This is a genomic window from Pseudomonas sp. UBA3149 (genome assembly GCF_002364655.1).
In the GTDB taxonomy this organism is placed as follows: Bacteria; Pseudomonadota; Gammaproteobacteria; order Pseudomonadales; family Pseudomonadaceae; genus Chryseomonas; species Chryseomonas luteola.
Genome location: NZ_DEYV01000048.1, coordinates 17,265 through 35,637, shown reverse-complemented (window position 1 = coordinate 35,637; position 18,373 = coordinate 17,265). Strand labels below are relative to the sequence as shown.

14 protein-coding genes and 4 pseudogenes are annotated in these 18,373 nt (G+C 53.6%); 10 read left to right on the top strand and 8 right to left on the bottom strand.

Translation table 11 applies throughout. The features are described 5' to 3' along the window. Positions 1 to 222 precede the first annotated feature (222 nt). Positions 223 to 1,209 (bottom strand): LysR family transcriptional regulator, encoded by a 987-nt coding sequence (locus B3729_RS24280; protein WP_286789210.1) that lies wholly within the window; start codon positions 1,207 to 1,209, stop codon positions 223 to 225. Between the two features lie 155 nt (positions 1,210 to 1,364). Between B3729_RS24280 and B3729_RS24275 the strand changes: the two genes are divergently transcribed. From B3729_RS24275 to B3729_RS24265, 3 genes and pseudogenes are all read left to right on the top strand, one after another. Then, on the top strand, positions 1,365 to 2,507 hold the full coding sequence (locus tag B3729_RS24275; protein WP_196122532.1) for an iron-containing alcohol dehydrogenase: 1,143 nt from the start codon (positions 1,365 to 1,367) through the stop codon (positions 2,505 to 2,507). Between the two features lie 45 nt (positions 2,508 to 2,552). Next, complete coding sequence (locus tag B3729_RS24270) at positions 2,553 to 3,896, top strand: MFS transporter (protein ID WP_196122534.1); 1,344 nt, start codon at positions 2,553 to 2,555, stop codon at positions 3,894 to 3,896. Between the two features lie 20 nt (positions 3,897 to 3,916). Further along, positions 3,917 to 5,505, top strand: a pseudogene (locus tag B3729_RS24265) (aldehyde dehydrogenase (NADP(+))). A gap of 52 nt (positions 5,506 to 5,557) precedes the next feature. On the opposite strand, the pseudogene B3729_RS24260 reads toward B3729_RS24265, so the two are convergent. After that, positions 5,558 to 5,850, bottom strand: a pseudogene (locus B3729_RS24260) (Lrp/AsnC ligand binding domain-containing protein); the annotation flags it as partial. A 7-nt stretch (positions 5,851 to 5,857) separates the two neighbouring features. Beyond that, a protein-coding gene (locus B3729_RS24255; protein WP_286789209.1) for an IS3 family transposase occupies positions 5,858 to 7,008 on the bottom strand; the annotation gives its coding sequence in 2 pieces (ribosomal slippage) (positions 5,858 to 6,765 and positions 6,765 to 7,008; 1,152 coding nt in all). A gap of 77 nt (positions 7,009 to 7,085) precedes the next feature. Here B3729_RS24255 and B3729_RS24250 point away from each other — a divergent pair. Further along, positions 7,086 to 7,418 (top strand): annotated as a pseudogene (locus B3729_RS24250) (EAL domain-containing protein); the annotation flags it as partial. Positions 7,419 to 8,126: 708 nt separating this feature from the next. On the opposite strand, the gene B3729_RS24245 reads toward B3729_RS24250, so the two are convergent. After that, positions 8,127 to 9,044: a hypothetical protein gene (locus B3729_RS24245; RefSeq protein WP_010799475.1), complete on the bottom strand. Its 918-nt coding sequence runs from the start codon at positions 9,042 to 9,044 to the stop codon at positions 8,127 to 8,129. A gap of 381 nt (positions 9,045 to 9,425) precedes the next feature. After that, a pseudogene (locus tag B3729_RS24240) lies at positions 9,426 to 10,365 on the bottom strand (IS481 family transposase). Positions 10,366 to 10,442: 77 nt separating this feature from the next. On the opposite strand from B3729_RS24240, the gene B3729_RS24235 reads away from it, so the two are divergent. Beyond that, the gene (locus tag B3729_RS24235) at positions 10,443 to 10,589 is read left to right on the top strand and encodes a hypothetical protein (RefSeq protein ID WP_010799472.1); all 147 of its coding nucleotides are present in this window, start codon (positions 10,443 to 10,445) and stop codon (positions 10,587 to 10,589) included. Between the two features lie 33 nt (positions 10,590 to 10,622). Here the strand turns inward: B3729_RS24235 and B3729_RS24230 are convergent, their stop codons facing one another. Beyond that, on the bottom strand, positions 10,623 to 10,865 hold the full coding sequence (locus B3729_RS24230; RefSeq protein ID WP_219652940.1) for a hypothetical protein: 243 nt from the start codon (positions 10,863 to 10,865) through the stop codon (positions 10,623 to 10,625). A 491-nt stretch (positions 10,866 to 11,356) separates the two neighbouring features. Between B3729_RS24230 and B3729_RS24225 the strand changes: the two genes are divergently transcribed. From B3729_RS24225 to B3729_RS24210, 4 genes are all read left to right on the top strand, one after another. Further along, complete coding sequence (locus tag B3729_RS24225) at positions 11,357 to 11,878, top strand: GNAT family N-acetyltransferase (protein ID WP_219652939.1); 522 nt, start codon at positions 11,357 to 11,359, stop codon at positions 11,876 to 11,878. Between the two features lie 63 nt (positions 11,879 to 11,941). Then, on the top strand, positions 11,942 to 12,502 hold the full coding sequence (locus B3729_RS24220) for an exodeoxyribonuclease VII large subunit (RefSeq protein ID WP_308460624.1): 561 nt from the start codon (positions 11,942 to 11,944) through the stop codon (positions 12,500 to 12,502). Continuing rightward, positions 12,499 to 13,655, top strand: a protein-coding gene (locus B3729_RS24215; RefSeq protein ID WP_154982418.1) for an IS3 family transposase whose coding sequence is annotated in 2 segments (ribosomal slippage) — positions 12,499 to 12,751 and positions 12,751 to 13,655 — 1,158 coding nt in all. Because the reading frame shifts where the segments join, the coding sequence is not laid out codon by codon here. Before B3729_RS24220 ends, B3729_RS24215 begins: the two co-directional genes overlap by 4 nt. A gap of 98 nt (positions 13,656 to 13,753) precedes the next feature. Continuing rightward, a complete protein-coding gene (locus B3729_RS24210; RefSeq protein ID WP_010799469.1) occupies positions 13,754 to 14,827 on the top strand; it encodes a hypothetical protein in 1,074 nt (357 codons plus the stop codon). On the opposite strand, the gene B3729_RS24205 is transcribed toward B3729_RS24210, so the two are convergent. Together B3729_RS24205 and B3729_RS24200 are read right to left on the bottom strand one after the other, a co-directional pair. After that, positions 14,811 to 15,062 carry a hypothetical protein gene (locus B3729_RS24205; protein WP_010799468.1) on the bottom strand — a complete coding sequence of 84 codons (252 nt, stop codon included), beginning with the start codon at positions 15,060 to 15,062 and terminating at the stop codon, positions 14,811 to 14,813. The two genes, B3729_RS24210 and B3729_RS24205, sit on opposite strands and share 17 nt — an antisense overlap. 454 nt (positions 15,063 to 15,516) lie before the next feature. Then, positions 15,517 to 16,257 (bottom strand): GntR family transcriptional regulator, encoded by a 741-nt coding sequence (locus B3729_RS24200; protein ID WP_256205784.1) that lies wholly within the window; start codon positions 16,255 to 16,257, stop codon positions 15,517 to 15,519. Between the two features lie 456 nt (positions 16,258 to 16,713). Between B3729_RS24200 and B3729_RS24195 the strand changes: the two genes are divergently transcribed. Beyond that, positions 16,714 to 18,324, top strand: a complete 1,611-nt coding sequence (locus tag B3729_RS24195) for an ABC transporter substrate-binding protein (protein ID WP_286789208.1) — start codon at positions 16,714 to 16,716, stop codon at positions 18,322 to 18,324. The last annotated feature ends 49 nt before the right edge of the window (positions 18,325 to 18,373 follow it).

Here is an 18,373-nt window from a genome sequence, read left to right as displayed (position 1 = left end):
GCTACTTCAGACCTTCCTTAGGCCATTCATGATTACGCCGGAAATTCGCCCACTTACCGTGAGACGCTTGGGCGAGTTCTCAACGCACTATTTACTCCGAAACCAACCATGGAATAGACCACCGTGTTGCCGCCGGCCAGCTGGACTTCCCATTCGTGTTTGGGCGCATCAAAACGTATCCTTGAAGTCAAAAGCAGAACCTATGTTCAGCAGGCCAGCAATCTACGATGGTCGCAGTGCCCGACCACCTTCTGATTGAAGCGCTTTAGGGCGGCCTACATCGTCGAGCTCGACTTGTATCAGCAACCCCCTCAGTTGCTCCATAGCCGGTGTGGCCTGGCTACCTCTGCGTGTTACCAGCTCGTATGGGTCGCTTATAGACTTGATGGCCAAGGGCAATATGCATACGCGGTTGTGTTGGACGCACTGCTTGGCCACATCGGTTGACACAAGCGCAACGAACTCGGGCTGGTTCTGCAGCAGTGACAGGGTTGCCAAGATCGAGGTGGTCTCCACCAAGTGCAGAGGGAAGCGGATGCCCGCATCGTGGAACTCTCGTTCAAGCTGCACCCGCATAGGCATGTTGGCCCGGTAGACGATCCACCGACTTTCAGCCAACTCCTCCAAGCGAAGTGCTCCAGTGTCCTTGAGGGGATGGTCGATGTTGGCGATGACCGCCAGAGTCTCGTATTGAACGAACGCACTCGAAAACAGATGTGGCGAACTGCTCACACTCGTCCGGCATAGGGCCATATCCAGGCGCCCGCTCTCGATCTGGGTTAATAGCGATTGGCTGGTGCCCTCAATGATCTCGAATGACATTTCCGGCTGTATAGCAGTCATCTGGGAGACCACCTTCATCAACAGCGGCACTGCCCCCATGATCGCCCCCACTGCAAGGCGACCTCCGACCCCTTTCAGGATCGCGTCCAAATCATGCCGCAGGTTCGAGATGTCAGTCTGCACCACCCTGGCGTACCTGATGGCGCAATAGCCGGCAGCCGTTGGTTCAAGCCCACGGTTATTGCGATTGAAAAGCGTCGTACCAAAAGTCGTCTCGATCTCCTGAAGGGCCTTGCTCGCCCCGGGTTGTGTCAGCCCCACGCTATTTGCTGCGCCGAGCAGAGAGCGGTGCTCGTCCAACTCGATGAGCAATCGCAAGTGTCTCGCGTGGAGTCTGGACATGATCGAGTTGACGGATGGGATCATCTGACATGACTCCTAGTTATACCTGTATGGATTCTTCTCAATACCACGCCTGAATTCAGATTTCTATACTGGCGCGGCACGATGTCGCACCCGTTGCTGCGGATTGGCCTAAGATCGGCCCAAAATAACAAAGTCAGTAGGCTTGAGGAGACCCCATGTCCCTGATCAATTACATCACCCAGATCCAGTTTGAAGTCGGAGCTATTTCGCTCCTGCCTGCAGAATGTCAGCGCATTGGTATAACCCGCCCTTTGATCGTCACTGACCGTGGTGTCCGTGCGGCAGGTATTGTCGATGTAGCTCTGAGCAAATTCACCGACTCCACTGTTCAGTTGCCGATCTATGACGGCACGCCACCCAACCCAAACGAAAATGCTGTTCGTGAAGCAGTGGCCATGTTCAAGGAATGCGGTTGCGACGGCATCATCGCCATCGGCGGCGGTTCCGCTATCGACCTTGCCAAAGGCGTAGCCGTATGCGCCAAGCACGAAGGCCCGCTGAAAAGCTTCGCCGTCATCGAAGGTGGCCTGGCTCGCATCACTCCAGCAACGGCACCTGTTATCGCTGTACCGACCACTGCCGGCACCGGCAGCGAGGTTGGTCGTGGCGCCATTCTCATCTTGGACGATGGCCGTAAGGTTGGCGTGATCTCCCCCCACGTTGTTCCAAAATCTGCCATCTGTGACCCGGAACTGACTCTTGGCCTGCCTGCAGTTTTGACTGCTGCTACCGGGATGGATGCGATTGCCCACTGCCTCGAAACCTTCATGGCTCCGTCGTTCAACCCTCCTGCAGACGGTATTGCATTGGACGGCCTGTGGCGTGCCTGGCGCTTCATCGAAACTGCTACCCAAGATCCGAAAAATCTGGAAGGTCGCACCAACATGATGAGTGCTTCCCTGCAAGGCGCTCTCGCGTTTCAGAAAGGCCTGGGTTGCGTTCATAGCCTGAGCCACTCGCTGGGCGGCATCAATCCTCGCCTGCACCACGGCACTCTCAACGCAATCTTCCTGCCGGCTGTGATCCAGTTCAACCGCAAGGCAGTGACCATGGTGAACGAGCACAAGACAGCGCGTATTGCTCAAGCGATGGGGTTGGCTGACGAAAGCCAAATCGAAGATGCGATCCGCGACATGACCCGCGCCCTGGGCCTGCCAACCGGTCTGCGTGAGCTGGAAGTCACTGAAGACATGTTCCCCAAAATCATCAAAGGCGCTCTCGCAGATCACAGCCATCGCACAAACCCGCGTGAAGCTTCTGCAGAGGATTACCAGTGGATTCTCGAGGCCTCCATGTAAGTCTCGAAATCCTGCCCTCATCCAATAACAAGAAAGTGAACGCCTATGAACACCAAATATGCGGAAGCCGAGCTCAACCGTAAGCCTGAAACGGTGGCGAGCTCAAACCCTTTCAAGAAGTACCAGGTCATCACCGTCAGCCTGCTACTGGTGATCGGCATCATCAACTATGTGGATCGGAGCGCTCTGTCGATTGCAAACACCTCTATCCAGCGGGATATGGGGATTACGCCTTCCCAGATGGGCATCCTCCTGTCAGCGTTCTCGTTGGCATATGCCCTGGCTCAGCTTCCACTGGGCGTGATCATTGATCGCCTGGGCAGCAAGATTTCACTGGGTGCAGCGCTTCTTGGCTGGTCTGTTGCTCAAACTGCTTCTGGCTTAATCAACACATTTTCAGCGTTCATCGGTTTGCGGATCGTACTGGGTATCGGTGAAGCACCAATGTTTCCTTCAGCTGCTAAGGCACTTTCAGAGTGGTTCGAAGCTGAGAAGCGTGGGACGCCCACTGGGATCGTGTTGTCGTCGACATGCATTGGGCCTTGCATCGCGCCACCACTCTTGACCCTGCTGATGGTCAATTGGGGATGGCGTGGGATGTTCATTGCCACCGGCGTTTTTGGAATCGTAATCGCTGCCTGCTGGTTCGCCTTCTACAAGAGCAAAGAGCGCTTTTTGGCTGAGCTTCCTGCAGAGGAACGCGAACGTCTACTGGCTACGCAAGCACAGAGGCAGGCAGCAGTTACAGCGATACCAAGCGTGAAGGCTCAGTTGAGCGCGTGGGCTGAGCTGTTCCAGCACAAAAGCACCTGGGGTGCAGTGCTGGGGTTCATGGGCGTGATCTACATGCTATGGCTGCACCTCACCTGGTTGCCAGGTTATTTCGAGCGTGAGCACGGTCTCAGCCTGTATCAAACTGCCTGGATCGTGTCCCTGGCTTATGTATTTGGCGCATTGGGCACCATCGTCGCAGGCCGCTTCTGTGACCGACTGGTGAAGAATGGGGCCACCGTTCTGGGTAGCCGGAAGCTCGTAGTGGTCTGCGCACTGTTCTCAGCTGCTGCATTCACCATCCCTCTGTCGCTCGGCAGTGGCTTCATCCTCAGCGTGATATTGCTGTGCGGTGCATTGTTCAGCGTCAACATGGCCAGCTCGACTGCTTGGATGATCGCCAATACAGTCGTGGATAGTCGACGTGTAGCTTCATTCGGCTCTATCCAGAACTTCGGCGGTTACCTGGCGGGATCGGTGGCACCCATTGTCACTGGCTTCAGCATCCAACAATCCGGCTCATTCGCTTCCGCATTTTTGATCAGTGCTGCCGTGGCATCGGTAGCAGCAATGGCTTACGTGCTTCTTCTGAAGCTGCCCATTTCCACTGACAAGTAACAAGTTTTCGGAGTAGAAATATGCAACTCAAAGGTGAACAGCTAATCGGTCATCGAGCGGTGCGCGGCGAAGGCCGTGAGCTCTATGCGATCAATCCTCACGACCAACAACCAATTCCTAGCCCAGTGTTCAACTGCGCAAGCGGGGCTTTGGTGAGCGAGGTCTGCGAGCTTGCTGAGCAGGCGTTTGACTCGTTCCGCTCCGCCGCACCTGAACTGCGTGCTCGTTTCCTCGAGGAAATTGCGGAAGGTATCGTTGGGCTGGGCTCGACCCTAACTGAGCGTGCCCACCTCGAAACCGGACTGCCCATGGCTCGACTTGAAGGCGAACGTGGGCGCACCGTGGGTCAGCTGCGACTTTTCGCATCTGTTCTTCGCCAAGGCCGTTGGCAGGATGCGACACTTGACTCGGCTCTGCCAGATCGTCAGCCGCTTCCACGCCCCGACCTGCGCATGTGCAAAATTGCGCTGGGGCCTGTCGCCGTCTTCGGTGCAAGTAACTTCCCGCTCGCATTCTCCGTCGCAGGTGGCGATACCGCTTCTGCATTGGCCGCAGGTTGCCCTGTTGTCGTGAAAGCTCACCGCGCTCACCTAGGAACCTCCGAGCTCGTAGGGCGAGTGATCCAGGAAGCGTCGAAGCGCCTTGAATTGCCTGAGGGAACGTTCTCGCTGATTGTCGGTGATGGCAATGATGTAGGACAGCAGCTGGTATCGCACCCGGCTATCAAAGCTGTAGGTTTCACCGGATCACGTAGCGGTGGCCTGGCATTGCTGCGGGCAGCAGCAGCGCGGCCTGAACCCATCCCGGTCTACGCCGAAATGAGCAGCATCAACCCGGTATTCCTCCTGCCGGGTGCACTGTCAGCTCGGGCAGAGTCCATCGCCACCGGCTTCATCGACGCTCTGGTAATGGGCGCAGGCCAGTTCTGCACCAACCCAGGCATCGTGCTTGCAGTCGATGGCCCGACCTGGAAGCCTTCTTGGACAAGGCCGGAGCGCATCTGGGCGACAAGGCTGCGCAAACCATGCTGACTCCCGGCATTCATTCTGCCTATTCGCAAGGGATTGATCGCATCACCAGTCAGTCCTGCGTTCAGGCCGTTGCTTCAGGCCAGCCTGATCTCGGAGCCACACAGGCACAGGGGCATCTCTATCAAACGACCTTTGAAAGCGTCGCAGCCAATGCACAACTCTTGGAGGAAGTGTTTGGCCCTGCAGCCATCGTCATCCGTTGCCAGAACGTCAACGAATTGCTCGCGTTCGCTAAGCCCATCGAGGGTCAGCTGACTGCGACACTTCATCTTGAAGATGAGGACTTGACGATTGCTCAAGGTTTGGTGCAAGCCATGGAAAAGAAAGCTGGCCGAGTATTGGTCAACGGCTTCCCAACCGGCGTGGAGGTATGTGACTCCATGGTACACGGCGGTGCTTTCCCTGCTACCTCTGACAGCCGCACAACGTCGGTTGGCTCGACTGCAATCGACCGCTTCCTTCGTCCTGTTTGCTATCAAAACTTGCCAAATGTCCTCCTCCCAGATGCATTGAAGCAAAATAACCCTTTGAATATCTGGCGCCTGGTAGACGGAAAAACCACTGCTCGGAAAGGCTAGAGCAAAAAATGCCAGCAGCCACACGCAGCCGTGGCTGCTGGCATCCAATTGATCAAATACTCAGTAGCTCTGTAACGGGCAACTTATTAGTTGTTTTCATCTCGCGCAAAGAAAAGTTAGACCTGATGCTAGATACGCCGGGTAACTTGCGCAAAACCTTGTCTATAAATCGGCTATAACTATCCAGGTCTCGGGTGACGACTTGCAATAAAAAGTCGGCTTCCCCTATGGGGTTATGGCAGCTCAGCACCTGCGGTGCAGATTCGATGATTTTTCGAATTTTGCTGTCGCTTCCTCGCTATGGTCGGTGCAAGAAATTTGCACAAAGGCCATCTGAATCGCCCCGGCTTTCCTAGACACTCTCCAAGCTCTGGAAATAGCGCTTTTCAAATTCTACTAGCGATAGCTGCATAGCGCTGCTATGCCGGCGTTTGGGGTTATAAAACATCTCGATGTAATCGAACACATCACTGCGGGCTTCTTCCCGGGTACCGTAGATTTTTCGTCGGATGCGTTCCCGCTTCAGCAACTGGAAAAAGCTTTCCGCGACCGCGTTGTCGTGGCAGTTACCGCGTCGACTCATGCTGCTGATCAGGTTGTTGGCCTTGAGGAAGCTTTGCCAGTCCGAGCTGCTGAACTGGCTGCCCTGGTCGGAGTGGATCATCACTTCCTGCTTGGGCTTGCGCCGCCACACTGCCATCAGCAACGCATCGATGGCTAGGTCGCTGTACATCCGTGGCTTCATCGACCAGCCAATCACCTGGCGTGAAAACAGATCCAGGACCACCGCCAAGTACAACCAGCCCTCATAGGTGCGAATGTAGGTAATGTCGGTGACCCAGACCTTGTTCGGTTCACTAACGTTGAACTGCCGCTCCAGGCGGTTGGGCGAGACCACTGTCGGCTTGCCTCCATAATAGCTGAGGCGCCGACAATAGCCGGTCTGCGAGCGCAACCCCTCTCCCCGCATCAGGCGAGCCACGCGGTGCCGGCCACAGGACTCCCCCAGCTCGCGCAGGTCGTCATGGATCTTGCGGTAGCCGTAGACCCCACCGCTTTCCAGCCAGGCATGCTTGATCAATCCGAACAGGCGTTGATCTTCCTTGGCGCGTACGGATTTCGGCTCGGCCAGCCAGGCGTAGTAACCGCTGGGATGCACCTTGAGGGTCTGGCAAAGACGCCGCACCGGGTACTCCACCGACAGCTTGCTAATGAAGGCGTACTTCAGCCGGACTCCTTGGCAAAGTACGCGGCGGCCTTTTTTAGGATGTCTCGCTCTTCGGTCACTCGCTTGAGTTCCGCGCGCAGACGACGCAGTTCGGCCTGCTGCTCGTCTTCCTGCTGTCGCTGTTCCTGGGGCTTGCCGTAGCGCTTGATCCAGGCATATAGGCTATGCGCCGACATGCCCAACCGCGTCGCCACCTCGGCAACGGGGAGGCCGCGCTCGGTCACTTGCTTGACCGCTTCGATCTTGAATTCCTCGGGGTAACGCTGCTTGCTCATGGCACCTCCTAACGGGCCTCATTATGAGGCTTAGAGGTGTCTAGGAAACTAGGGGCGATTCAGGACTTAAGGAGCTCGGTGTTCGGCTATCTATGGATGACTTTGGGACGGGGTATTCCTCCTTAAGCTATCTTCACCGTTATCCCTTTGATGGTCTTAAGATAGATCGTAGTTTTATCAAGGCATTATGCGAATCGGAGGAGGGGCGTCCCATCATTGAAGCCATTATTGGTTTAGGGCAGGCCTTAGCGCTTGTGATTACCGCTGAGGGCGTTGAAACCCAAGAGCAGCTCCAAACGCTTGCTCAACTGGGATGCGATCAGGCGCAGGGATATTATTTAGGCAAGCCTATGAAGATAGAGCAGTTCAAAGCATTGATGCAGGGCTCTTCCGGTCTGAGTGTTATCTAACAGACAAGAACTCTATGCACTATAGCGTGCCTGGAAGCCTTCAGCCGGAATGTATATATGAAACAAAACTTAAGCCCTCGCTACAGCGGCCACTCTGAGACAATATAAATTTACTGTTCAGCCACACTGTAAAACAAAAGATAGATACCTTATTAGGTAACAGAAAAGAGAGTTGCCTGGATTTTAGGGTGGTCAAACCTTGACCACATGAAGGAAAGGTTGCAGTCGGCACAGTGAAGAATACCAAGGGTTGGCATGCGTACCAGTTCAGAATTGCCACACTCAGGGCAACAGCCTGTTATCGCCATGGTTGTATTCGCCTACGCCTTGGGTTGGATAAAGGAAGCTGCCTCAGGCTGGGGGACCTTCGGCAGCTAACACAAGAAAAGCAATGTCCATTGCTCCCATAAAAAAGAGTGGCTTATCACTGGAAAGGTTTCGACCGTTTATCAGTAGCAACCTAGTAAAGACTCTGGCATCTTGAAAAGCTCTAAGGCTAAGGATCTTACAACCCTAGCCTTTACTATCATTATGCTGATGGTCGGCGACAAACTTGGATCAACTGATCTAACATCCATGGCTCTGGTAGAAACGATATCTGTTAAGCCAAGGTAAACCATGGTTCGCGCAGCAAGAGGCTCATATGGCAGATGCCCTGATTCACTGTGAATTTCCGTCCTCAGCTGATCGGGCATCTTCCCCACTAACTTAGCGTTGAATGACAGTCGCGATATTACCAGTACCGGTTTGGCTCAATGCTGCTGATGAGGTACCCAGCTGCTCGCCAGCGCTCTGAACAAGCGTTGCCTGGTTAGCAATACCCACTTGTGTCACGTCTGCCTGATAATAACCGGAGTAGCCTTCCTGGTTCACGGCAAGTATGTTGCCATCCCCTGCCTGCTCAAACCGTACGCTGCCCGTTTCGATATCTTGGCTGATATCGACAGTATTGGTTTGACCAGTAGAGACACCTGAAACCCTAGTAGATCGACCGCTGGAGGAGATGTTTGCCAGGTTACCTATGCCGTCCTGGGTAAGCGCAATATTTCCAAACTGACTCGTTATCCTGGTAGTGGCCTGGTTATCATCACCGTTCTGTGTAACTTCAGTCTGGTTTGATCCCAATCTGTACGAGGAAGCGGTCACATAAGCTGTATTGTTATTACCCGTCTGGCTCACCAGAGCGCTGGTAGATGATTGTAAGCTTGAGTCGATAGCATTATTGTCGCCTACCTGAGTTAACATAGCGCTTGATACGCCGCCATATTGCTCACTACGAATCGAATTATTATTACCGATTGAAGAAGCTATAGCTCCGTCTGCGGAGCCTGTCATGCTAATATCTAACGTATTGCTATCACCGAATTGAGTCACGTGAGTAGTGTTTTCAAAGCCCTGCATCTGATAGACAGAGGCGCTGTTGGAGACACCGCTTTGAGTAATTGTTGCTTGGCTATTGTCTTGAGCCTCCTGCTGCAGGTAAGCATAGTTACCGCTACCCTGTTGATCAATGGCACCGATGTTGTCATTTCCACTTTGCAGCAGCTGGGCAGAATTCATTTCAGCCAGGGCGTGTGAACTGACCGCTATCAAAATGGCTACGGCGAGCGGTTTCATATTCAGCATGTTCTATCAACCTTGATCTATGAGCATGTCGAGGTGGTAAAGCATTACCACGGAAGGTTTTTATAAGCTCCTGCCGCAAGGAGATAGCTAGGGATACGTTCCATAAGGGAACATGCAGCCTAACCAAGAATTACCTCCAAGAAACACCTAGGCAAATTTATAGCTAACTTCTTGTTAGCAGGCTATAAATCTTTAACTGTATAATGGACTTTAGCCATCACCCCAAGGATTGATTTCATCCTCTTTTTTAAAAGCAAAGAATTAATACCAAGCTTAGTTAGCCTCTGACTCGAATGTCATGTAAGTCTTGAAAAACAATCAGGATTTTTGCTAATTATTAAGCTTCCTAGCTATTAATAGACGGGTTGAGAAGTTAATATTCTAAGTGTTAGGTCCCAGAAAGAAGAAGTCTATACCGGTTAGAAAGAGCTGTGACTGTTTATGCCATTGCTGGAGGATAAAGCCAATCGGTGTTTGGCCTTTCAAGGCACGTAACGGACGAGCGCTGTTATAGGCCTACAGATAATCATTTACATGAACCTGCAGAGGCTTAAGCGAGGCATAGTTAAAGGTCTTGGTGGTGGCCTGCTTGATCGTCCGGTTCATGCGCTCAACCTGGCCATTAGTCCAGGGATGGAAGGGCTTGGTTAGCCGATGTTCAATGCCGTGCCGATAACAGATCACATCGAAAGGATGGGCCCGGTAGCGTTCAGTACCGACCTTCCTGGCAAACTGGATGCCGTTGTCGGTGAGTACCGTATGCACTTTATAAGGTAATGTCTTAAGCGTGGCCTCTAAAAAGTCGACCGCATCGTTGCGCATCATCTGCTCATGTAACTCGGCATACACAAACTTCGACGTGCGATCGATCGCTACAAAGAGATAAGCCCGACCTTCTGCGGTACGCACCTCGGTGATATCGATATGCAGATAGCCCAGCGGATAGCGTTTGAAGGCTTTCCTCTCACGTACCGGCTCAGCTGAGCGCGGGAGGTTGCTGATGCCGTGTCGCTGGTAGAGCCGATGCAGGCCTGAGCGCGAAAGCCTGGGTATGAAGCGCTGCAAGGCTGCAGGCAATCGTCCAGAGGCAGCAACGTCTTCTGCCGGCAGCGGCCTCTTCAGCCAGAGTCAGGGAGGTCGAATGCGGCTCCCGAGGTCCCATGGGCTGATCTTCAACCGAGTCGCGCTTACGCCACTTGATCACGGTCTTGGGGTTTAAGTTGTAACGCTTACTCAGCGTCGCGATCGAATCCTGCGATCGCTGTAATTCCGCTCGGATGGCGTGCGTGGTCGTGGCGCGTTTGTGTAGAACCTGAGCCATGGATCCTCCTCCGATAGAGGTCTATACCATAAACCCTTTCTCCCTGGGACCAAACAGTCGTGTAATGAGAACGTGTCATGGCAGACGTCAACAATGCTATGCGTGATCAGGTGGGATTTGATGCTGAGGAACTGTCCGAGCACATGCAAAGGACAGGCGAAAGCATGGGCCAGGCTGAGGCGCGGCTGTACAGCCAACGGTCAGGGTTGAAGACCGTTCATTAACGTTTTGATCCTCGACATACCAGAGAGGAGTTACTAGGTCCGGTAACCCAGCAAGCGCTTTAGCCTTGCCCACAAAGACGGCTCTTTGCTCGGTTCTTCAGGCTCAGGTAACCGATAGCTGATCATCGGTATGTCAAGATAGTTGATGTACTGCTTATTCGATTCCTTAGCTTCATGCGCACCCAAGTCAATCATTGATATATCCAGAGAGTCTGTTTTTTCTTGGAAGGTCTTATTAGCTACGCTGTCTTTATGTCTGGAATCAAGCTCTTTCAAGGTTTGAGCACCTACTCAAATTTAACAGTAATTGCTTTTAGCCTGACGTCGGAAACTGGCACGTGATGAAGCTGCTCCACTTTTGCTTAGGATCAGTCTGAAAAGGATTTCTCAAGTAAATCCATAAGCAATCCAAGGAAATCATGTCTTCAAAGCTGCTAGTGAGCCTCTCGAAACGGGTGATTCTCTGGCGATGTTTCTTGAGCCGGTTAAAGAGGGGCTCGATAACAGTGTGCTTATGAGAGGCGGGTCGGTCAAACAGTCTGGGCCTGAGGCAGCGATTCATCTAATGTAGGGGAAAATGGGCTTGCCCCTGAAACCATGGTAGTACTGGCGTAAAGCCTAGCTGTCATAACGGCCCGTCATCTCTAATCTCCACACGGAATAGACAGGGCAGCCCAGCAAATCGTTTTTGAACAAAACGTAGTGAGGCCAGGACCAGGCAGATCAGTATGCTAGTCTTCGCTTAAAGGCCCAACGATAGGATTTTTATGCATCGCCTTGCCATCGCTGCAGTCGCCAGGAATGACGCTGAAGACCTCTTGCGCTTCGAGGTTCAGAACAGGGCTTATTTTGAATCGCACATTAATGCACGCGGCCCAGATTACTACTCTCTCCAGGGAGTAGCAGAAGCCATCGAAGCAGCTATTGATGATGCCTTTGACGACAAGGGATACCAATATCTACTTAGGAGTCCTTCAGGCCATCTTGTCGGCCGAGTGAATCTTAGAGCTGTTCAGCGCGCGCATTATCATTCAGCCGTTCTCGGCTACCGGATTGCGCAGCATGAGACGGGCAAAGGTTACGCAACCGAAGCTGTCAGGCTTGTACTTGACCTTGCATTTGGCAGACTTAATCTAAAGCGTATCGAGGCGGATGCTCGATCTGACAATGCAGCATCACTGGCTGTATTGCGGCGTAATGGGTTCGTTCAATATGGGCGTTCCAGGAAGAGCTTTGAGCTAAACGGGGAGTGGTTTGACAGGTTTCACTTTGAAAGGCATTGTCAATGACTGTCGGATATCCCAACGACCCGGCCCCTTTGTTTTAACAGGGGATAGCGAAACCAATAGCAGATCGAGGGAGTTATCAAGCGCTCCTTTGCCGAGCATATCTGGGTAGTGGCTGAGCTAAGCGAGTTCAACGTCCGTAATGGTGGTACGTGCTGGTTTACTCTGATCGAGAGCGCTGATGGCAAGGAAATCGCCAAGTGTTCGGCTGTGATGTTTGGCAGTGTCTCGAATGTGCAGCTAAGAGCCTTTGAGCAGGTAACCGGCTCAAAACCGCAGCCCGGTATGAAAGTGATGCTCAAGGTCTGCGCCACGCTCCATCCCCAGTATGGCTTCCAGCTCCAGGTCTATGGCATTGACCCGAACTACACGCTGGGTGAGATGCACGCCAAGGTCGAGCAGATACTGGCGCGGTTAAAGGAAGAGGGCATCCACGACCGGCAAAAGACGCTCGCAGCGCCAGCGGGCTTCTGGCGTATAGCGGTTGTCTCGCCTGATCAGGCCGCGGGTCTTGGTGACTTCCGGCGCGAAGTGGATCTGCTAACACAGGGCCATAGGCGCACTGTTATCCAGGCGGGTTCTACCCCGTTAGCACGGACACTTTCGAGTAAGCTCACACCGAGCTGAAGGAGTGTTCTAAGAAATACAGCCCCGAATTCAAGCGGGAAGCCATCGAGCTGGTTCGTCGTTCAGGAGCAAGTTGCCGACAGGTGGCCCTTGAGATTGGTGTGGCTCCTAACCTGCTCACCCGCTGGCTTCGGGAAGCGCAACCGGGTACAGAGAAGGCCTTTCCTGGAGCGGGAAGTCCGCGGGATGAGGAGCTTGCCCGCCTCAAGCGCGAGCTGGCCCGAGTAACCAAGGAGCGTGATTTTTTAAGAGACGCGGCAGCGTACTTTGCCAAGGAGTCATCGAGCGGTACACGGTGATCCAGCGCTGCCGCAACGAGTACCCGGTACGACTGATGTGCCGTTGCCTGAAGGTTTCTGCCAGTGGCTATTACGCCTGGCAGGATCGCGAGCCAAGCCCACGCGCTCTGGAGAATGCGCGCCTGGTGAGGCGTATTCGGGAGATCCACGAGGACAGTCGTGGTGTGATCGGAGCGCCACGGATGCACGAGGATCTGCTCGACGAGGGCGAAACCGTCAGCCTGAACCGCGTTGCTCGCCTGATGGCCGCTGAGCGAATTCAAGGCTGGCCACGCCGGAAGAGGCGTGGCTTTGGGAGAGTCACCGGCGGCCGTCCAGCAGGCGTGAAAAACCTGCTGGAGCGTAATTTCACCGCGCAGGAACCGGAGCGCAAGTGGGTCACAGACATCACGGAGATAGCTACGCTGGAAGGCAAGCTCTGTCTATGCGAGGTGCTCGACCTGTACAGCAAGCTGGTGATCGGTTGGTCGATGCATCACCGTCAGGATTGGCAGATGGTGATTCGAGCGGTGGAGATGCCAATCTGGCAGCGCCAGGGTGACTGGTCCGTGATCCTACATTCAGATCGCGGTAGTCAGTTCACTAGTGCTGACTACCGCGATCTGAATCGCAACACATTGATCTGCAGCATGAGTGCCGTCGGGCATTGCGGTGACAACGCTGCCTGTGAAGGCTTCTTCGGTCAGCTCAAACGGGAGCGCGTTGTCCATCAGTCGTATCGAACTCGTGATGAAGCGCGGGCGGATTTATTCGACTACATCGAACGCTTTCATAACCCACGAATGCGTCGTAGAGTCGCCCGGCAAGACCTGAAGTTTTCAGCCCTTTTCAAACCGTCCGTGGAAACGGGGTAGAACCCCGGGGAGGCTACTGAGGTTGGAAAAATCTTACTTTAGTAGTTTAGCGTCAAGCCCCACCGGTACTAGGGTCAGAAGGAGCTGGAGATAAGGCCATGAGCAGCACGAGCATTCCCATTGGTATGAAAGACGGCTTGGCATTTCGACCACACGAAGTCGAGAACGGGCTGTTGTGTGGCTGTATTTGCCTAGCGTGCCGCCATCCTCTGATCGCAGCAAACCAGGGCGTTAAAGTTGAGCCATACTTTCGCCACGCCGCCGACAGTGATTGCGTGCGTGGTTATGTAAAAGGGGTGCTGCTCGCAGCCCGGCAAGCTCTAGAAGGCGTCAGGTGCTTTGAGCTACCCACGCATTGCGAGACTGTGACCGCCCGTTACCATGGCGTGCCATTCAAGGAAGAGGTAAGCATAGCCTCTAGAATGGTTACGATCGATGAGGTCATGGAGTTCGGTGACGACGAAGCCGACCTCACGCTGTTCTGCAAAGGCCATGAGCTCAATGTCCTATTTGACATTCGCGGCCGTCGAATTGAAAGGATGGTGAGGCGCCTTCATCAAAACGAGTGTTCTGCACTGCTCATTGATCTAACCGGTTTGAACACTGCGGATATCCTAGACACTCAGAATTTCTCAAAACGGGTCCAAGATGACCTTGTTATCCGCAGTTGGATTTTCTCCCGCGTCATCCAGCGGGAGAAAATCCATGCGCAGCAGCGGATCGATGAAAAGATCGATGAGTTTAAGAAGGGAGCCGCGCTGCATGCTGCAGCGACATGTGGCCAAGCGGGCCAGCGTCAGCAGTCTCCTCCAACGCTCGACGGACCGAGTCTGATTAGGCATACCGCCGCCCAGCCCCCTCGCTATACTCAGGCGGCGCAGCAAGCCGCAAGGAGAACCGCTGTACAGCTTCGTGTACGGCAGATTGCTGACAGCTACACCGAAGTATTTCACCGGCACCAAGGCCAGGGTGTGCTTTGTGGCCACTGCTGGTTTGTAATGCCTGCGCCGCAGGTTACCTGTATATGGTGTGGTCGGGCAGACAAGTTGACGGTCCAACACATTGATGCAGCCCTGACCTCTACCATTCAGTATCGACTCAACTGCAACACCCGCCCGGACGAGTCGCTTACCGTTCTGCCTTCGCTGGAATTGTTCAGCGGCGCTGGTTGACGTTCGCTGCCAAACTAGCCGCCAAAGAAGCCTCGGCAAAAGCGAACGGAGAGAGATGCAAATAGAGTGGCATAAGGGTAGATGTAGAAGACTGCTTTCGGCCGATTCCGTTGAAAAAGTCGGTTTCTGAGAGAGCTGCTTTTCGGTAGCTCAAAAATTGCTCGATTTTGGTGTTGCTACGTAAAAACCAAGACAGCTCAGTCTTCTGAGCGAACCAGACTTCAACGTCGACCATGTTCTTTCGTGAGCAAAAATTGCGGCGGGATTTTCTCAACCGGATCGGCCAGAAACAGACAACATCCGGGGAAACCGATCCTTCTTTTATCCAATCAGCCCCCATTAGCGCTGGCGATCACTAGGGGCCGTGCATTTATCCGGGACTGGATCGGATGCCTTGACACCATCTGGCGGGATGTACAAAACGACCTTCGAACTGTCCTGGTATGTCGATGAGCATGTCGTGTAAGTCAGCCTTGTCGGCATCGACTAGGGCCGCGTTAGCGTAACGTCTCTTAGAAAGCCGCTCTCAAAAATTAAGATATCGATGAGGCCCTTGGGCGAGTGCATGGCCCTTGATAACTTTACCTTTTGACTTGTCGAGACATATACCTCGGCTACGCTTATCGCAGCTGCGAGCGGGAAGGACGTCACTGCTTAGGCAGGAGTGAACCAGGATATCCTTCCCTGCCTCACATCGTTCGACCGAAGATCTCGTCCAGATCCACTTCCTGTTCTTCTCCCACCGAGAGATCCAGTGTGTTCTCGATGTGAGTCAGGTGCTCTATCACGAGTCTGATCGTTTCTTCAGTTTCGCCTGACTCAATGGCCTTCACGATTTCAAGATGCTCGTGATTTGGGCATGCCGGCACATTAGGTGAGTCGTACAGCAGGATGATCAGACAGGTCAACGAAGACAGCTCCCGCATGAGTTTCAACAATGGCGGACTGCCAACCATCTCTGCAATCCGTAGGTGGAACTCGCCAGATAAGCGAATGACTGCTCGCTTATCACCTTCTTCCCGCGCCGTTCGCTCCAGGGCGACATGGTCATAGAGTTGAGCGATCTGTTTTTCACCCGCTTGCGCTACGAGCGTGCGAATGAGGGCCGGCTCTAGAATCCGGCGCGCATTGAAGATATGCCGAGCTTCCTCTACGGACGGGCTGGCCACGAAGGCGCCACGATTGGGAATCGTGGTGACAACACCTTCATGAGCGAGACGGACGAGCACCTCGCGGATGCGGGTGCGGTTGACCCCAAACACGCCGGCGAGCTTCTCCTCTACAAGTTTGGTGCCAGGGATCAGCCGGTGCTCCATCACAGCATTCAGGATACGTTCATAAATGGTGTCGCGCTTCTCAGCTGTACCAAGAATTTGGCCAGTAGTGCGAGCTTTGCAAGGACGGGGTGAAGATGAGTTATTGATGAGCATGGGCGTCTGCATAGTTTGTTACGAAAGAGTGCATGATTGTGACATAACTACTGAGAATTGTTCAAAAGTGAACCATGAGCGACCACAATTCTTGGGTGTGCACCGACTACGAGCATAAATCGGCCATTTACCCTTGATGCTTGATGAGTTCCGGATGGCTGATACTTGGGCCATTAGTGCTCTGATTCTTAGGCCTACAAAGCATCCGGCAACTCCGTTAAGGCCCAAAAAGCAGTTCTGTCACATTGGCTGGCATAGGGCTTGCTTATGATTGTCACAAATTCTAATTATTTAGCGACAATTATCGGAGGCTGAATGCCAGTAACTGGATTTCTCACTACCAAAGCCTTGGGGCGCCATTCTAGAGCGGTGGAGGTGGGCCAGAGGTTCATTGGCGTTACGTCTTCGTATTTGAGAAGGGCTTACTCAATCATCTCTAATCGAGAAACCCATACCATGAATACGAAAGTAATGCGGTTCCTTCTGAAGCCGGCTGCGCACGCGTTGGCAGTCGTTACTTTGCTCAGCGGGGCAGTCGCTCCAATCGCATTCGCTCAGGATGCGAACTCTATTTTGGTTGTGGCAGGGCCTCGGACTCCTGAATCGCTCGATCAGGAATATCCGCCAACCGAAGCCACCCACGAAGCCAAGCGCAACATCTACGAACGCCTTCTGGCCTACGACATGAAGAACGTTGACGGTGTGCCGGTTGAAAATTTCGACAAGTTAGTGGGAGCACTGGCACAAAGCTGGACAGTGTCAGATGACAAAACCTCCATCACCTTTCATTTACGCAGTGGCGTCAAGAGCGCTGCGGGGAACACCCTGTCCGCCGACGATGTGATGTGGTCGTTCAAACGGGGTTGGAACAAGAACGCGAACTTTCGCTGGTACATGAGTCAGATTCTCGGTATCGAATCCTTCGAAGATGCGTTCAAGAAACAGGATGAAATGACCGTCATGGTCACTTTGCCCAAGACGTCTCCTCTGATCGAGCGGATCTGGGTCAATAATGACTTGGGTATTCTGGACGCCACTGCCGCCCGCAAGCACGTCACCAGTGACGACCCTTATGCATCCAATTGGTTGGCGACTCACTCTGCCTCGTTTGCTCCCTATCAGGTGACGAAATTTCAGTCAGGTCAGGAAGTCGTTTACGAAGCCAACCCGAATTATTACCGGGGGGCGCCGCGTCTTTCGAAAATCATATTCCGCGAGATGCCGACGTCGGCCAATCGCCTGGCAGCGTTGCAAGCCGGGGCCGTCGATGTAGCTGAATGGCTTTCGCCTCGCGAGCTGGCGATGCTGGAGAAGAATCCTCAGCTGAAGATCTGGCAGGTGTTTGGCAACTACATTCATCGCGTTGAAATGAACAATACGACGCCTCCGTTTGATAACCCCAAGGTTCGCCAGGCGTTGAATTACCTGGTTCCCCGTGAAGACATCCTGAAGGCGGTGTATTACGGGAAGGCGCGGGCAACCAAGAGCCCTATTTCTGAAATCTACCCGTCCTACACCGATGAATATTTCAGCTACACCCAGGATGTCGAGAAGGCCAAGACACTATTGAAAGAGGCGGGCCAGGAATCTGGCTTCAAAACCCAGCTTGGCTACCGTACCGGTGATCAGATCGAGGAAGAGATTGCCGTCATCCTCAAAACCGCGTTCGCCCGCGCAGACGTAGATGTCGAGCTCGTGAAGTTGCCAGCGTCGACTCTGGTGGAGAAGTACTCCAAGGGCACGATCCCCATGTATTTCTTCCGCGACATGGCGATTGTCCCTGATGCAGCTTACGTAGCGAATCTCTGGCTCAACAGCGCCTCACTTATCAACTACCCAAAATTCAAGAATGCCGAAGTCGACAAGCTAATTAACGAAGCGTTGTCGAGCACGGATGAGGCTGCGAGGGATGCGGGCATGAAGCGCGTCCAGCAAATCGTTGTGGACGAGGCCCCCTGGGTTTTCCTGATGAACCCAGGCTACCAGCTTGCTACTCGCGCCAATGTCGCTGGTTTCAGCTGGTATACGCCCAACAGCAACAGTTGGTACGACTTCTACAAGAAATAAGTAGAGCCAGTAGAGGGGGGATGCTTCGCCCCTCTAGTTGCGCAAGGCT

Excerpts from the sequence above, each read along its gene's own strand:
- B3729_RS24270 (WP_196122534.1), top strand. The coding sequence starts at position 2,553 with ATGAACACCAAATATGCGGAAGCCGAGCTCAACCGTAAGCCTGAAACG.
- B3729_RS24210 (WP_010799469.1), top strand. The coding sequence starts at position 13,754 with ATGAGCAGCACGAGCATTCCCATTGGTATGAAAGACGGCTTGGCATTT.
- B3729_RS24200 (WP_256205784.1), bottom strand. The coding sequence starts at position 16,257 with ATGCTCATCAATAACTCATCTTCACCCCGTCCTTGCAAAGCTCGCACT.
- B3729_RS24205 (WP_010799468.1), bottom strand. The coding sequence starts at position 15,062 with ATGGTCGACGTTGAAGTCTGGTTCGCTCAGAAGACTGAGCTGTCTTGG.
- B3729_RS24275 (WP_196122532.1), top strand. The coding sequence starts at position 1,365 with ATGTCCCTGATCAATTACATCACCCAGATCCAGTTTGAAGTCGGAGCT.
- B3729_RS24225 (WP_219652939.1), top strand. The coding sequence starts at position 11,357 with ATGCATCGCCTTGCCATCGCTGCAGTCGCCAGGAATGACGCTGAAGAC.
- B3729_RS24245 (WP_010799475.1), bottom strand. The coding sequence starts at position 9,044 with ATGCTGAATATGAAACCGCTCGCCGTAGCCATTTTGATAGCGGTCAGT.
- B3729_RS24195 (WP_286789208.1), top strand. The coding sequence starts at position 16,714 with ATGAATACGAAAGTAATGCGGTTCCTTCTGAAGCCGGCTGCGCACGCG.
- B3729_RS24280 (WP_286789210.1), bottom strand. The coding sequence starts at position 1,209 with ATGATCCCATCCGTCAACTCGATCATGTCCAGACTCCACGCGAGACAC.
- B3729_RS24235 (WP_010799472.1), top strand. The coding sequence starts at position 10,443 with ATGGCAGACGTCAACAATGCTATGCGTGATCAGGTGGGATTTGATGCT.